The sequence below is a fragment of the Rhabdothermincola sp. genome (assembly GCF_036846205.1).
GTDB lineage: Bacteria > Actinomycetota > Acidimicrobiia > Acidimicrobiales > Acidimicrobilacustridaceae > Rhabdothermincola.
Map to the genome: position 1 here is coordinate 1 of NZ_DAIUCK010000039.1, position 15,595 is coordinate 15,595.

Annotated in this window: 12 protein-coding genes; 5 read left to right on the plus strand and 7 right to left on the minus strand. The window is 70.8% G+C overall.

The features are described from left to right. The coding region (locus tag V7004_RS07520) for an ABC transporter permease (protein WP_334143119.1) at positions 1-2,344 on the minus strand (2,344 nt) is incomplete at its 3' end. Positions 2,345-2,387: 43 nt separating this feature from the next. Next, a complete protein-coding gene (locus tag V7004_RS07525; RefSeq protein WP_334143120.1) occupies positions 2,388-4,301 on the minus strand; it encodes an alkyl/aryl-sulfatase in 1,914 nt (637 codons plus the stop codon). A 206-nt stretch (positions 4,302-4,507) separates the two neighbouring features. Between V7004_RS07525 and V7004_RS07530 the strand changes: the two genes are divergently transcribed. From V7004_RS07530 to V7004_RS07540, 3 genes are all read left to right on the plus strand, one after another. Further along, a complete protein-coding gene (locus V7004_RS07530; protein ID WP_334143121.1) occupies positions 4,508-5,986 on the plus strand; it encodes a GGDEF domain-containing protein in 1,479 nt (492 codons plus the stop codon). A 135-nt stretch (positions 5,987-6,121) separates the two neighbouring features. Beyond that, a complete protein-coding gene (locus V7004_RS07535) occupies positions 6,122-8,464 on the plus strand; it encodes an MMPL family transporter (RefSeq protein ID WP_334143122.1) in 2,343 nt (780 codons plus the stop codon). A 20-nt stretch (positions 8,465-8,484) separates the two neighbouring features. Then, positions 8,485-9,318 carry a TIGR03560 family F420-dependent LLM class oxidoreductase gene (locus V7004_RS07540; RefSeq protein WP_334143123.1) on the plus strand — a complete coding sequence of 278 codons (834 nt, stop codon included), beginning with the start codon at positions 8,485-8,487 and terminating at the stop codon, positions 9,316-9,318. On the opposite strand, the gene V7004_RS07545 is transcribed toward V7004_RS07540, so the two are convergent. The 5 genes from V7004_RS07545 to V7004_RS07565 all read right to left on the minus strand — a co-directional run bounded on the left by V7004_RS07545 (position 9,293) and on the right by V7004_RS07565 (position 13,949). Further along, the gene (locus tag V7004_RS07545) at positions 9,293-10,801 is read right to left on the minus strand and encodes a wax ester/triacylglycerol synthase domain-containing protein (RefSeq protein ID WP_334143125.1); all 1,509 of its coding nucleotides are present in this window, start codon (positions 10,799-10,801) and stop codon (positions 9,293-9,295) included. The genes V7004_RS07540 and V7004_RS07545 overlap by 26 nt on opposite strands. Positions 10,802-10,929: 128 nt before the next feature. Next, the gene (locus tag V7004_RS07550; protein WP_334143126.1) at positions 10,930-12,126 is read right to left on the minus strand and encodes an amidohydrolase family protein; all 1,197 of its coding nucleotides are present in this window, start codon (positions 12,124-12,126) and stop codon (positions 10,930-10,932) included. Next, positions 12,123-12,977: an enoyl-CoA hydratase-related protein gene (locus tag V7004_RS07555; RefSeq protein ID WP_334143127.1), complete on the minus strand. Its 855-nt coding sequence runs from the start codon at positions 12,975-12,977 to the stop codon at positions 12,123-12,125. The genes V7004_RS07550 and V7004_RS07555 overlap by 4 nt, the downstream gene beginning before the upstream one ends. Positions 12,978-13,051: 74 nt before the next feature. Further along, positions 13,052-13,513: a PaaI family thioesterase gene (locus V7004_RS07560; protein WP_334143128.1), complete on the minus strand. Its 462-nt coding sequence runs from the start codon at positions 13,511-13,513 to the stop codon at positions 13,052-13,054. 25 nt (positions 13,514-13,538) lie between these two features. Continuing rightward, positions 13,539-13,949, minus strand: coding sequence for a secondary thiamine-phosphate synthase enzyme YjbQ (locus V7004_RS07565; RefSeq protein WP_442968024.1), 411 nt, complete (start codon positions 13,947-13,949; stop codon positions 13,539-13,541). A gap of 128 nt (positions 13,950-14,077) precedes the next feature. Here V7004_RS07565 and V7004_RS07570 point away from each other — a divergent pair, with 128 nt between their 5' ends. Together V7004_RS07570 and V7004_RS07575 are read left to right on the plus strand one after the other, a co-directional pair. Then, positions 14,078-14,845 (plus strand): TetR/AcrR family transcriptional regulator, encoded by a 768-nt coding sequence (locus tag V7004_RS07570; protein ID WP_334143131.1) that lies wholly within the window; start codon positions 14,078-14,080, stop codon positions 14,843-14,845. Between the two features lie 56 nt (positions 14,846-14,901). Continuing rightward, the gene (locus tag V7004_RS07575) at positions 14,902-15,543 is read left to right on the plus strand and encodes a sterol desaturase family protein (RefSeq protein WP_334143132.1); all 642 of its coding nucleotides are present in this window, start codon (positions 14,902-14,904) and stop codon (positions 15,541-15,543) included. Positions 15,544-15,595 lie beyond the last annotated feature (52 nt).

The following is a 15,595-nucleotide window of genomic DNA, read 5'->3' on the forward strand; positions in this document are numbered from 1 at the left end:
CCCCCAGGGAGGCGATCACGATCGCCTCCTGGAGCACGGCGGCACCGAGCTGGCGGCGCCGCGCACCGACCGCCCGCAGCAACCCCAGCTCCCGGGTGCGCTCGTACACGCCGAGCAGCAAGGTGTTGGCGATACCGAGCAGCCCGACGATCACCGCCAGCCCGAGCAGGACGTAGAGGAAGGAGATCCGGCTGACGACCTGTCCCACCTGCTGATCGCGATAGCCGCCGACGTCGAGGAGCTCGGCGTCCGGCCAGCGCTCGAGCACCGCTCGCAGCGCCGGTTCGGCTCGGGCTCGGTCCACCCCGTCGGCCAACAGGACGAGCACCCGAGCGTCCACCCGGGACGAGGCGGGCATGAGCTCGTCCCAGGCCGTCTGGCTGAACAGGTACTCACCGTTGCGGGTGAGGGCCCGGTCGTAGACGGCGGCGACGTGCACCACGGTGTCCGGCGCGTACGGGAACGAGATCACCAGCTCGTCGCCGACCCCCACCCCGTCGCGCTCGGCCTGTGACCGGGCGACGGCCACCTGCCCGGGGCCCAGCAGGTCCAGGTTGCCCTCGAGCACGCGCAGGTCGAGGATGCGGCTCGCTCCCTCCGGGTCGGCCGCGAGGGCGAGCTCCGGGCGACCGGCGATGCCGACCATCCCGACCCGGACACCCACCGCCGCCTCGACCTCGTCGAGCGCGGCGAGCGCCGGGGCCACCTCCACGCTGAGCCCTGCCCGCTGCGCCGACACCACGAAGTCACCGCGCACGGTCTCGTCCACCACCCGGCGCACGGTCGTCGCCAGCGACGACGACGCGACGGCGATCACGACCACCAGGCTGACACCGATCACCAGCGCGGCCGCGGTCGACGACGTGCGGCCCGGGTTGCGCAGGGCGTTCCGCCGCGCCAACCGGCCGGTCACACCCGACAGGGCCGCCAGCGGCGCACCCAGCAGTGCCACCAGGGGTGGGACCATCACCGGCCCGGCGACGGCGAAGCCGACGATGGCGGGCACCGCCGCCAGGAGCACCAGAGCACTGGCGATGCCCTCGGTGCCGGACATGGCCGACCAGATGAGCGCGCCCGCAACCACCGCCAGCACGACCCCGATCAGCAGCCGGGCGCCGCTGCGGTGGACCTCCTCGACGCTCGCCTGCCGCAACGCCTCCACCGCCGCGGTACGCGATGCCCGCCAGGCCGGGAGCAACGCCGCGCCGCAGGTCACGACCAGCGCCAGGCCGATCGGCACCACGAACGCCGCTGGCTCCACGACGAGCGGGCTGTCGGGGAGCGAGAACCCGAACCGCTCGAGCAACACGCCCAGCCCGCGAGCCACACCGATCCCCGCGATCCCACCGAGCAGGGCAGCGACGGTCGCCACCACCAGCGCCTCGGCGAGGACCGCGCTGATGATCTGCAGGCGGGACGCGCCGAGCGCGCGCAGCAGGGCCAGCTCCCGGGTGCGCTGCATCACGATGATGGTGAAGGTGTTGACGATGATGAACGCGCCGACGAACAGGGCGATGGCGCCGAACGACGAGACGAGCTGGACGAACAGGTTCACCACCTCGCCGATCGCTTCGCGGCGCTGCGCGGCCAGCTCCTCGCCGGTGAGCACCTCGATGCCGGGCAGACCCGCGGCCCGGATCCGCTCGGCGACCACGCTCGGCTCGACCCCGCCGACCGTGGCGACGTCGATCCGGTCGACCCGCCCCTCCTCGGCCACCAGTCGCTCGGCCCACGACTGCTCGAGCAGCACCGCCGGGGCGCCGCCGTAGCGGGCGGCGCCGGCGAAGGAGGCGATGCCGACGACGGTGGCCACCACCGGCTCGCCGGCCACCACCATCGTCACCTGGTCGCCGACCGTGAAGGGCCCCTCCCGGGCGGCGGTGAGATCCACCACCGCCTCCCCGGCGCGCTGCGGCCGGCGTCCTTCGGTGAGCACCCACGGGTCGAGCTGCTCGGCGTCCGGCCAGTCGAGCACGAACGAGGACCCGCCGAGCCGCGGGTCCCGCAGTGGGCGTCCGTCGGCCCGGAGGACGCGCACGTCGGCTTCGATCGATCCCTCGGCGGCGGCCACGCCGTCGATCGCGGCCAGCGCGTCCACCAAGCTGGCGTCGAGGCGGTCACGGCGGCCCTCACCACCCACGCCGATGGTGCGGTCGGAGCGGACCACCACGTCGATGTGGCGGTAGGTGTCGGTCCAGATCTCCCCGAGGCTCACCCGTACCGTGTCGCCGAGCACCCGGGTGCCCGACATGAACGACACGCTCAGCAGCACCGCCATACCAGTCGCCAGGAGGCGGAGCCGGTGGGCGAGCACGCCTCGCAACGCCACCCGGGCCATCGCCATGGGCCCAGCATGCCGGAACGGGGCGGGCTGACGGCAGCAGGGGTCAGGGGGTGACGATCGGGAAGTGCGGGTCGAACGAGTCGAACAGCCCCAGCAGCTCGGCCAGCACGTGGGTGTCACCGTCGACCTCTGCCCGGCCGGCCGCCACCGCGTCGTCGAGGGGCAGCAACCCGAAGAGCAAGGCGGCGAGATCGAGCCGTGAGGCCTTGATGGTGAGATCCGGTCGGGCCAGGGGTACCCCCCGGCGATGGTGCAGCACCGCGTTGGCGACCCACAGCGCGTAGGTCACGGGCTCCGTGTCCTGTTCGTCGACCACCAGCTCGATACCCAGCGAGACCTCGGCGGCTCGCTCGCCGTCGAGGCGCACGGTGAGGGCGTCGAGGAGCAACTCGAGGGGCATCACCCGGACCATGCCGAGCGAGAAGCCCCGACCGGGCGCTTCGACGATGCCGTCCCGGAGCTCCTTCGCGCCCATCAGGTAGAAGTTGCGCCACGATGCGGACTCGGCCTGGTAGCCGAGCTGCTCGAGCGCGTCGGCTTGCAGGAGCCGGGCCTCGACGTTGTCGGGCTCGGCGAACACGACCCGGTTCACCACCTCGGCCACCCACCGGTAGTCACCCCGCTCGAAGTCGGCCCGGGCCCGCTCGAGCACCGCCGCCGCGCCACCCATGTACTCGACGTACCGTCGGCTCGCTTCCACCGGCGGGTGGGGGTGCAGGTTCGCCGGGTTGCCGTCGAAGAAGCCGAGGTACTTCTGGTAGACGGCCTTCACGTCGTGGTTCACGGTGCCGTAGTAGCTGCGCGAGTACCACTCCCTGGCGAGCGAGGCGGGCAGCTCCACCATCTCGGCGATCTCGAGCATCGTGTAGCCCTTGTTCGCCAGCCGCAGCGTCTGGTCGTGGAGGTACTGGTACATGTCACGCTGCTTCTCGAGGTACTCGAGGCACGCCTCGCGACCCCAGACCGGCCAGTGGTGGCTGGTGAACACCAGGTCGGTGCGGTCGAGGTAGCGCACGATGGACTCGTCGAGATACCGAGCCCATGCCTTCGCGTCGCGCACCTCCGCGCCTCTCGGCGTGTAGAGGTTGTGGAGGTTCCGCGAGCAGTTCTCGGCCATGCACAGGGCTCGCAGCCGGGGGAGGTAGAAGTTCATCTCCGCCGGCGCCTCGGTCCCCGGGGTGAGCTGGAACTCGATCTCGACGCCGTCGACGGTGAGCTCCTGACCGGTCTCGACGATCTCGTCGGTCGGCGCGAGGATCGATGACGAGCCGAGCGAGATGGACTTGCCCAGACCGGCGTCGACCTGGCCCCGTGGTCCCCGAGGCAGGAGCGCGCCGTACATGTAGCTGGCCCGGCGGCCCATCACCGCACCCGCCAGCACGTTCTCGCTGATCGCCGAGCGGAGGAACCCCACCGGGGCGATGACGCGGGTGCGGCCGGCCAGCACATCCTCGACCGAGGTCACGCCCTCCACGCCGCCGAAGTGGTCCGCGTGCGAGTGGGTGTAGACCACCGCGACCACCTCCCGCTCGCCGAGGTGCCGGTTGACCAGGGCCAGCGAAGCCCGGGCCGTCTCCGCGGAGACGAGTGGGTCGACGACGATCCAGCCGCGCTCGCCGCGAAGCACTGACATCACCGACAGGTCGTAGCCGCGCACCTGGTAGAGCCCATCGGCGATCTCGAACAGCCCGTGGTGCATGTTGAGCCGGGCATGCCGCCACAGACTCGGGTTCACCGTCGGCGGAGCCTCCTCGGCCTCGAGGAACGCGTAGGGCTCCAGATCCCAGACCGATCGTCCGTCGCCGGTGGTGATGACCGGGGGATCGAGAGCGGCGAGCAAGCCGCGGGTCGCGGCCTGCCGGTCTCGATCGTCGTCCCAATCAAGCCACTCGCTGGCCCGGACGCGCTCGTTCACCTCACGGGTGGCCTCGGTCGCGTCCTTCGGCTCGGTCGTCACGACCCTCTCCTCATGATCGGCTCGGTCGTGGTGACCGTAGATCGAACCCGAAGCCCCAGCGAGCCCCCCGAGCAACCGACCTGCCGGGCTCGTCACGATGGCCCGAGCCTGAGGGAACGACCCGCCTCAAGCTCGTGAACCATTCGTCCGACATTCCATAGTGGCGGATCCGATCCGGCCTGCAGGGCCGTGTAGCGGGGGGCATCATGAGCGGAACGAGTGACCATCGCCTGCTGGCGTTCCGCGCCGACCCCGACAACCCCACCTACTCGACCATCGCCTGGCAGCTCGTGGGGCTCGCGGTCGGCGGCGTCGTCGGGGCGCTGGCGATGATGCCCCTGCTCCCCGACCTCGGGCGGCGGCCTGGCTGGCTGGGAGCGGGCCTCGCCATGCTGGCGGTGTTCGTGGTGCTGCTCGGGCGGGAGGCCATCCACCTCTTCCGCTCCGGCGGGCGACGGGTCACCAGCCCACGGATGGCCATGGCGCTCGTGCTGCTGTGCATCGCCACGATCGGTTGCCTCGCCGTCGGCCTCGGCGATCCCACCACCTACCGGCTCGCGCTGCTGATCCCGGTCCTCGTGACCGCGGTGATCGGCAACCGCGCGATGCTCGGTGCCGCCTTCCTGCTCGCGGTCCTCGTCGCCTTGACCACCGCGACGATCGACGGCACGACCGGGCGAGCGCTGGTGGCGCTGGCCGCCACCACCGTCGCGCTGTGGGGCGGGACCACGCTCATGGTGTACGCGCTGGCCCGGGCCGCGATCGACGGCATCGGGAACTCGCTGCGGCTGGCGTCCATCGCCGCGATCGCGAGCCAGGTCGACGACGACGAAGAAGGCCTGCGCCTGGTGCTCCCCGACCTGCTCGCCGTGGTGCGAGCCGACCAGCTGTGGCTCCTCCGGGTGCCCCATGACGGTGAACCGGCGGTCGCCGCGGCGACACCCGATCCCGGCGCGACCGGCTGGGCAGACGGCTTCGACCTCGAGCACGTCATCGCCGACCGGCTCACGATCACTCATCGTTCGGGGGGAGCGGCGTTCGTGGCCGAACAGCTCGACGGCGACCTCGTCCTGGTGGTGTCCCGACGCTGGAGCCCCTTCGGCGAGCGTCTCGTCGCTCGCGCCATCCTGGACCGAGCGGTCACCTCGCTGCGGTTGTTGATCGACCGGGGCGAGATCCTCAGCCGGCTCCGTGAACTGAGCACCATCGACGAGCTGACCGGCCTCCCGAACCGTCGAGGTTTGACCGCCCGGCTGGAGCTCGAACGAACTGGCGCGGCCCGCACCGGGCGACCCTTGTGCATCGCCATGGTGGACCTCGACCGTTTCAAGGCCTACAACGATGACTTCGGGCACTTGGCCGGCGATGACGTACTACGGCGTGTCGCCACACTGCTGCGCGAACGGCTCCGAGCCACCGATCTCGGGGCGCGCTACGGCGGCGAGGAGCTGTGCCTGGTGTTGCCAGACACCGACCTCGCCGGTGGCGCAGCGCTGGTCGAGGACCTGCTCGCCCACGTCCGCCAGCTCCCGGCCGAGCGGCCGATCACCTTCTCCGCAGGACTCGCGCAGTGGGACGGCTTCGAGAGCATCGACGAGCTCCTCAGCCGGGCCGACCAGGCGCTCTACCGAGCCAAGCGGGATGGTCGTGACCGGGTCGAGGTGACCACAACCACCACCCGCTGACGGTCTCCGGGTCCCCACCCGAGCCGATTTGGCCCCTGTGCCACCGCTCAGCAGCATGGTGGCCTCTACCGCGACCCCGCACCGGGCGATGCAGCGGTGCATGGAGAGCCGATGCTCGGGAGGAGTGGCCTCAGGATGTTCAGACGGATCGGATCGTGGTGCCACGACCACCGCCGGCTCGTCGTGGTGTCGTGGGTGGCCGTCTTGATCCTGAGCGGCGCGCTGTCGAACGCCATCGGCAGCGGGTTCCGCCAGGAGTTCAACCTTCCCGACGTCGAATCCAAGCAGGGGCTCGACCTGCTCGATCAGGACTTCGGAGGTCTCGGCACGGGCTTCGTCGGCAGCATCGTCTTCTTCGCCGACCAAAGCGTGAACGACCCCCTGGTCCGGGATCGGATGCAGGCCCTCTTCGACCAGGTCGCCCGCATCGACGGTGTCGCCCGGGTCCAGAGCCCCTTCGCCCCTGGCGGCGCGCGGCAGATCTCAGCCCGGGGCCCCTCCGCCGGGAAGATCGCCTTCGCCGAGGTGGAGCTGCGCGACGACGTGGACTTCGACCGCGCCGCGGAGATCCGCGACCTGATCCGAGCCGAGCAGCCCCGGCTCGACGGGCTGCAGATCGAACTCGGCGGTTCCGTCTTCGCCGACTTCGACGAGCCGTCATCGGAGATCCTGGGCCTCGCCTTCGCCATCGTCATCCTCATCCTCGCCTTCGGCTCGGTGCTGGCGATGGGCCTGCCCGTGGGCGTCGCACTGTTCGGGATCGGCGTCGGCACCGCGATGGTGACGCTCCTCAGCAACGTCCTGGCCGTGCCCGACTTCGCCACCATCCTCGGAATCATGATCGGTCTCGGTGTGGGCATCGACTACGCCCTGCTGATCGTCACCCGCTTCCGGGAGCAACTCCACACCGGCCAACCCGTGCGCGACTCGGTGGCCATCGCCACCGATACGGCAGGCAGGTCCGTGCTCTTCGCCGGCATGACCGTCGTGATCTCCCTGCTCGGGATGGTCCTGATGGGGGTCAACTTCGTCCAGGGTCTCGCCGTCGCCGCCGCCGTGGTGGTGGGCATCACCGTCGTGGCGTCGCTCACCTTGCTGCCCGCCCTGCTCGGCTTCGCCGGCCAGCGGGTGGAGCGCACCCGCTGGCGGGGCCTGCTGGCTGCGGGCATGCTGGCAATCGCGCTGGTGGGCATCGGGCTCGGTATCACACCGCTGATGCTGGGTCTGCCGGTGGCCGCGATCATCCTCGTCACCGGGCTGGTCGTGCCGGCCCTCCAGCGCGAGGTACCCCGGCGTCCCCCGAAGCCCCGGCAGCAGACGACCGCCTACCGGTGGAGCCGGATCATCCAGCAGCGGCCCTGGCCGTTCGCCGTGGTGGGGACGCTCTCGCTCATCGTCCTGGCTCTCCCGGTGCTCGGACTGCGGCTGGGCTTCTCCGACGAGAGCAACTTCGCCGAGGAGACCTCGACCAGGCGGGCCTACGACCTGCTCGTCGAGGGATTCGGACCGGGGTTCAACGGTCCACTGATGCTGGTCGCGGAGCTACCACCAGGCACCGACCCCGGCGGGCTGGGCCCGATCACCGAGGCCGTAGGGCGCGACCCGGGCGTGGTCTACGTGTCCCCGCCGCAACCGAACGACCCCGCGAGCCCGACCGCGGTCCTCTGGACCGTGGTGCCCACCAGCGGGCCGCAGGAGGAGGCCACCACCGAGCTGGTGAACCGGCTGCGCCGCGAGGTGCTGCCGCCCGCGGAGGACCAGGCCGGGGTGCAGGTGGCCGTCACCGGGCGGGTCGCGGTCGCCATCGACTTCGCGAGCTTCCTGTCGTCGCGCCTGCCCTACTTCTTCGCCGCCGTGCTCGCGCTGTCGTTCCTCCTGCTCATGGTGGTGTTCCGCTCGCTGCTCGTGCCCTTGAAGGCCGTGCTCATGAACCTGCTCTCGATCGGTGCGGCCTACGGCATCGCCATCGCCTTGTTCCAATGGGGCTGGCTGAGCGAGCTCACCGGCGTACAACCCGCCCCGATCGAGCCGTGGGTACCGATGATGCTCTTCGCCATCGTGTTCGGGCTGTCCATGGACTACGAGGTGTTCCTGCTGTCGCGGGTGCGCGAGGAGTGGCATCGCACCGGCGACAGCCGCACGTCGGTCGCCGACGGGCTGGCTGCGACCGCGAAGGTCATCACCGCCGCGGCCGCGATCATGGTGTTCGTGTTCGGCAGCTTCGTGCTCGAGCGCGACCGGATCGTGAAGCTCATGGGCACCGGGCTGGCCACCGCGATCCTGCTCGACGCCACTCTCGTGCGGATGCTGCTGGTGCCGGCGACCATGGAGTTGCTCGGGGATCGCAACTGGTGGCTCCCCCGGTGGCTCGACCGGGTCATCCCCGACGTCGACGTCGAAGGACACGCCGGCGAGCTGCCACCCGACGATGAACCGGAGTCCGGCGAGCGTCGACCCGAACCGGTCGGCGCGAGCTGAGCGCTGCCACACTGGCAGCCATGCGATTCGGACTCGACCTCGCCCAGCAGCGCATGCCCTTCACCGAGCTGATCGCGCGTGCCCGCTTCGCCGACGACGCCGGCTTCGACGGGATCTGGGGCTTCGACCACTACCAGCCGATGTACGGCTCCGGCCCCGGCGAGTGCTTCGAGGGCAACACCACCTTGGCTGCCTTGAGCGGCCACACCAGCAGAGTGCGACTGGGTTTGCTGGTCACCGGGGTGACCTACCGCCATCCCTCGGTGCTCGCCGCGGAGACGATGACCATCGACCACGCGTCAGGAGGGCGGCTCGAGCTCTCCCTCGGCGCAGCGTGGTTCGAGCCCGAGCACCGTGCCCTCGGCATCCCCTTTCCCCCCACCGCCGAGCGCATCGAGATGCTCGACGAGGCACTGACCATCATCAAGGGTCTCCTCGGCGGGGAGGACTTCTCCTTCGAGGGCCGCCACTGGACGATCGAGCACGCCGTCCTCCGTCCCCCACCGGTCCAGCGACCGCACCCACCGATCTGGGTGGGTGCCAGCGGCGAGCGGAAGATGCTGCCGCTCGTGGCCCGACACGCCGACGTGTGGCACACCTTCGGCGACCCGGCCACCATCGCTCGCAAGAGCGCGCTCGTGGACCGATTCGCCGAGGAGCTCGGCCGGGACCCGGCCACCATCGCCCGTGCCGCCTCGCTGAGCCTGTCGGAGCCCTGGCCGGAGGTGCGAGCGAACGCCGAAGCGCTGGCGGCCACCGGAGTCGGCTATCTCGTGTGCGGGTGGCCGAGTGAGGGCCGCTCCCGGGTGGAGGAGTTCGTCGAGCAGATCATGCCTGACCTGCGGAGGGCCTGACCGCCTCGGTCGACTTCGGCGAGCTCGACCGCTCGGGGTTCGCGGCCCAGGAACGAGCACGGACAGTCGCCCTGCGAGCCCCCGGCGTCAGCGCGAGGACCTCGTCGAAACCCTCCCGCAGGCAGTCGAGGAAGACATCGGCGTCGGGGACCGCACCGGCGTCGGTCGTCACCCCCACGCAGCACGTGCCCGCATACGACATGAGGGTGATGTTCGCCGAGGAACCGATGGTCGGCCCGCAGGCATAGAACCCCTCCACCCGGGCCCCTGCCACGTACACCGGCAGCGGGAAGCCAGGGACGTTCGACGCCAGCACGTCGACGTGCTTGAGCATGCTCCCCGTGATGGCCGGCGGGAGGAGGTTGAGCACACCGGCGATCACCTCGGAGTAGCCGATCGCCGGCTCGTGCCGCAGGCCGGCAGTCAGCCGGTCGATGGCGATCATGCGCGTCAGCGGATCGGGATCGTCGACGGGTACCGGGAAGCGCAGCAGCGTGATGCGATTCCCACCAGCCGGGTCGTCCTCGGTGCGCACGCTCACCGGCATGGTCATGCGGATCTGTTCGATGCGCGCTTCGTGGCGCTCGTGGTAGCGCCGCAGCCCGCCCGTTACCGCGGCCACGAAGGCGTCGTTGAGCGTGCCACTCACCGCGTGCGCCGCGGCGTGGAGGTCGTCGAAGGGCACGTCCAGAGCGGCATAACGCCACACCAACCGCCGTTCGGTCATCACCGGTGACAGCGTGCGGGTGACCGGGGCCACGAAGCGGGCGATCGAAGCGACGGTGCGAGCTGCGCCCAGAGCGGTGCCGACCGGGTCGGTGACCGCGCGCCTCACCCCGGTCGGAAGCCGGCGTAGCCCTCCCGCGACCGTTCGAGCGACGACCGCCAAGTCGTGCGCCAGCGCCTCGCGGACCCGTTCGGCGTCGGTGGCACGGGGTCCGGCGGTGGGCAGCGGGGGCAGCGGACCGCGGTCGGCCGGTTCCCGTTCGAGGTCGACGACGTGCTCCGCGAGCTGGATACCGCCGATCCCGTCGGTGAGCGAGTGGTGGACCTTGATGATCATCACCGCCCGGCCCCCAGGCAGTCCCTCGACCACCGTCAGCTCCCACAACGGTCGGGCGGGATCGAACGCGGTCATCCCCTCGATGCGAGCCAGGTCGAAGGCCGCGTCGAGCGATGCCGGTGCCGGCAGCGCCACCCACCGCACGTGCCACGACAGATCGAGGTCCGCGTCGAGCGCCCAGGTCGGCGTGGCGAGCGGGAGGGGCAGGGGCGCCGGCACCAGCCGTTCACGGAACATCGGCGCCAGGCGGGTGGCCCGCTCCAGGCGGTCGAGCAGCAGGGCGCGCTCCGGCGCGCGGTCGAGCACCGTGATCGCGGTGATGGTGGAGCGCAACAGGGGATCCCGTTCCATGCGCCACGCGAACACATCGGCCTGGCGGACCGGTGTCTGTACCGGGCCGGGGCCCATCGCATCCGTCATGGTGCCTCCTCCTCGCTGGGCCAGCGGGTCTGCACCGATCTCGACGATACGACCGGCAAGCTGGTGATCACAGGGTCGAAGGTCGGCTCGGTGAGCACACCACCGCCTCGGCACCCGATGGCCCGAGATCAGGCGGCCGGGACGGCGAGCGACGCCGCGTTGGCGTACATGACCTTGTCGATCTCCGCGGCGTCGAATCCCGCAGCGACGAGGTCATCGACGTAGCTGAGCGGGTCGGCCAGCCCCTCGGCGTGCGGGAAGTCGGAACCGAAGATCATCCGGTCGACGCCGATGAGCTCCCGCAGCTCGACCAGGTCGTCCTCGTAGAAGGGGGCCACCCACACGTGCCGTCGGAAGGTCTCTCGGGGATCCTCCTGCCACATGGGGCCACGCATCTGGAACGACTTCTTGAGCCGGCCGAACAGGGGACGGACCCACTCCGAGCCGTTCTCGATGGTGGCGACCCGGATGTTGGGGAAACGCAGGAAGATCCCGTCGGCGAGGAAGGACGCCACCGTGTCCGCGATCGGCGACATGGTCAGCAACTGGAACAGTGCCGGAAGGCGGAAGGCCTGGAACTCGGGGTTGACCCCCCACTGCTCGAGCATGAAGCCGTAGCCCGCGTCGCCGGCGTGGAAGGCCACCGTGACGCCGGCTTCGTTCACCCGGGCCCAGAAGGGATCGTGCGACGGGTGGCCGAAGCTGCGATTGCCGCTGGGATCGCTGATCGGCCCGGGTCTCATGTTGATGATCCGAGCGCCGTGGGCGAGCACGAACTCGAGCTCCTCCACCGCCCAGTCCACGTCGGCGAGCGTGAGGTAGGGCGCGGCGTACAGCCGGCCCTGGTAGTCGTAGGTCCAGTCGTCGAGCAGCCAACGGTTGAACCCCCGGAACGCGGCCAGCAGCGCAGGCCGGTCGCCGCTGAGCGCGCCTTCCATGCCCACCCCCAGGGTGGGGAACAGGAACGCCGCGGTGAGCCCCTGCGCGTCCATGACCTCCACTCGCGCCGCAGGGTCGCGGTAGGCGGGCTGGATCGGGTCCAGCTCCCCGAACGCCGAGTGCAGGTCGGTGATCGAGGTCTTCCCTCGGAAGTAGTCGATGAGCGCGCCCGGCTTCGACACCGGATCGAAGGTGGGGTTGGGGATGAAGCGGTTGATCTTTCCCCCGACGAGGAGCCGTTGCTTACCGTCGATCTCGGCCCAGCGCATGCACCGGCCCCGCATCTTCGGGTCGACGTGCCGGATGAACGCATCGGTGGCCTCGTAGTAGTGGTTGTCCGCGTCGAACGCCCTCGCGGGGCGCGAGGCGGCATCGGTGGTACTCATCGGGCACTCTCCTCTCTCGGGGTTGCGGTTGCGTCGCCGTCGGCCGTGGTCGCCTGGCCGTAATCGCCGAACGGGGCATCCCGCCTGGCCAGCGCGTCGCCGAGTCTGCCGTTGACCATGTCCCGCAGGTACTCCTTCGAGGATCGCTGGTGCAGACCGAGGGCCAGGATCTCGGAGCCGTAGCGGATCGCGGTGCGCGCCCCCATCACCTCCATCGCCCGGTGCACCGAGCGCTTGTTGAGCTGCTGCAGGTCGGGTGGGATGGCCGCCACCCGCTCCGCGATGCGCAACACCTCGCGCTCGAGGTCCGCCGCCGGGAACGCCCGGTTGGCCCACCCGACCCGTGCCGCGTCCGCGCCGCTCAGCGCGTCACCGGTGAGCATCTGCTCCATGGCGACCCGCATGCCCATCAGCCAAGGGTGGAACTGCATGTCGGGGGTGCTCATGGTCCGCACGGGCGGGTAGCCGATCTGCGCGTCCTCGGCCACGTAGACCAGGTCGCACGCGGTCGCCAGCTCGCTGCCGCCCGCCAGGCACCAGCCGTGCACCTGGGCGATGACCGGCGTGGCCAGGTCCCAGATGTCGAACCAACCCGCCACCACGTGCCGAGGCCACTGGCCGTCGCCCGGTGCCGTGTACCACGGCAGCGGGTCGTTCGGATCGGGTGCGAGGTCGTAGCCGGCCGAGAAGCACGGGCCCGCACCCCGGATGATCATGACCCGCACCTCACGGTCGAGGTCCCCCGCATGCAACGCGTCGAAGAGCTCGCCCCGGAGCCGGTTGCTGAGGGCGTTGCGCTTCTCCGGCCGGTTGAGGGTGAGGCGGCGCACGAACGGTGCCGGGTCGTCCACCAAGACGAGTGCTTCGCCGGGCACTGGAACCCCCTGTCGACGATGAAGGATCCCAACCGTATCTGACGGTGACGTCAGGAGCTTCGCCCGCTCGGCCCGCCGAGCACCGCGAACGATCCCGTGGCGGTGGCGACCAGGTGCTCGTCTTCCGCGATGGTCGACGGATCCTCGCCGATGGGTGCATCAGCGGCGAACAGGCGCGACTCGAGCTGCACGATCCGCTTGCCCGCCCGCACCACCCGGGTGTCGGCGAGCAGCAGACCGCCGATGGCGGGGCGCAGGAACCGTAGGTGCACCTCGATCGAGGCGCAGAACCGATCCGGCGGCAGCACGCTCATGGTGGCCCCGCCCATCGAGGTGTCCACCAGCGCGAACAGCACCGCGCCGTGGGGGACGCCGTTGGGGTTGTGGTGCTCCGGCCGCACCTCGAGCACGGCACGACATCGTCCCGGTTCGGGAACCTCGACCTCGAAGCCCAGGAAGTCGGCGAACGGGTGCTCCACGGAGCCGGGCGGCAGGGTCGGAGGCTCGGTCATCCGGTCACCCTAGGCAGGCATCGCCTCAGATAGCCGCCGAGAGGACCGTGACCACGACGGGCCGCGCGGCGCGGGGCCCGTCGAACTCGCAGAGGAAGACGTTCTGCCACCGTGACAGGCCGAGCTCGCCGTCGATGATCGGGATGGTCTCGGAGGGGCCGACGATGCCGGCCTTCAGGTGCGCGTCGCCGTTGCCGTCCTGGCGATCGTGCTCCCACACCCCAGGCGGGACGAGCTGCGCCAGCAGGCGCACCACGTCGCGCTGCACGCTGTCGTCCCAGTTCTCCTGGATCATGATCGCCGCCGTGGCGCCCTGCGCGTAGACGGCCACCGCGCCGGTGCGCACCCCGCTGCCGGCCACCACCTTGCGCACCTCGCGGGTGATGTCGTAGAGCGCCTCCCGCTCGTGGGTGCGGATCGTGAACGTCTGCTGCATCACCATGTCCGCTCTCTACCGCTCCGCGGTGCACTGGTCCACGTCACCGGGGTGCGATGCCTCCACGCCCAACCCCTTGACCCCAACCACCTTGACGCCCACCCACCGATGGTTCTACGATTTCCGACGTGCATTCGGAAATCGACGAGCGGACGGGCGAAGTGCTGGACCGGCGGGCCCGGAAACGGGAAGCCCGCAGGGGTCACCTCCTCGATCTGGCTGCGGATCTCGTCCAGCGCCACGGTGTGGCCGGGGTGACGATGGCCGCGTTGGCCGATGCCGCCGACTACGCACCGGCCTCGCTCTACACCTACTTCCCGTCACGAAGCGCCCTGCTGGCCGCGCTGCAGCGACGAGCCCTCCACAAGCTGGCCGCGGTGGCCGAGGAGCACGTCGCCGACTGGGAGGACGCCCTCACCGAGCTCTCCCCTGCACCACCGGCCGAGGTGGCGGCGCTGGCGAAGCTGATCGCGTTCTCCGACCTGTTCCTGGCCGCCCCACGCCGCTACCCCAAGGAGTTCCGCCTCCAGCAGGAGTTGCTCGTCAACTCCGAGGTCGAAGACACCGCGGATGCAGCCTCGGTGGTGCCTGCGGCCATGGCGGTGCTCGACGTACCCCGCCGCCTCCTCGCCGCCGCAGCCGATGCCGGAGCGCTGCGGTCGGACGAGCCGGCCAGCGATCCACTCGACCAGCCCGTGGACGGCGCGCTGCTCCGCACCCTGGCGTGGATCGTGGCCCTCAACGGGGCGCTCCTCACCGAGCGGCTGACCACCGGTCTGCCCACCACGGAAGCCGCGCTCGGGCGAGAGCTCACCACCGCCCTGCTGCTCGGATGGGGTGCGGACCCGGCCGCTCTGGCCACCGCCCGCACCCTCGCCCACGACTGGGCCCGCTGAGCATCCGGCACCGCAACAGAAGGCCGGCACCGCAACAGAAGGAAGGAGCACGACCGGTGGACACCGCAACGGCGATCATCGTGGTTCTCGGGGCCTTCGGGTTCGGCGCGTTCCTCTGGACCCTCGCCGAATACCTGCTCCACCGTTTCGCCATGCACCACCTGCACGGCAAGGGGATCATGAGCCGGGAGCACCTCGAGCACCACGTGCACTCCTCGTGGCACTTCGACCGGACCCACCTCATGAGCTGGGCCGGGATGCTGACCGTGGGCTTCCTCGGCTGGATGCCGCTGGGCTGGCTGGTGGGCGGCCCCCGGGTGGGGATCGCGGTGGCCGTCGGCTGGGCGTGCGGCTACTTCTTCTACGAGTACCAGCACGCCGTGGCGCACCTGCGCGCTCCGACCGGCCCCTACGGCGCCTGGGTGCGGCGGCATCACTTCCACCACCACTTCGGACACCCCATGGCCAACCACGGCGTGACGATCCCGCTGTGGGACAAGCTCTTCGGCACGCTGGAGCGGCCGGAGACCGTTCGGGTGCCGCGCCGGCTCGCGCTGCCCTGGATGCTCGACGACGACGGGGCGGTCAAGCCCGAGCTCGCCGACAGCTACGCGTTGGTGGGCCGGGCCGGCATCGACGAGCGCCAGGCGAAGATCGACCGGGCCCGGGCGTTCGCCTCGCTCGCCCCGCTGGACTGACCCTCGCCCGGCTTCCACGCGCTGCCCTGTCCCGGGGGGCGCGGGACCGCAG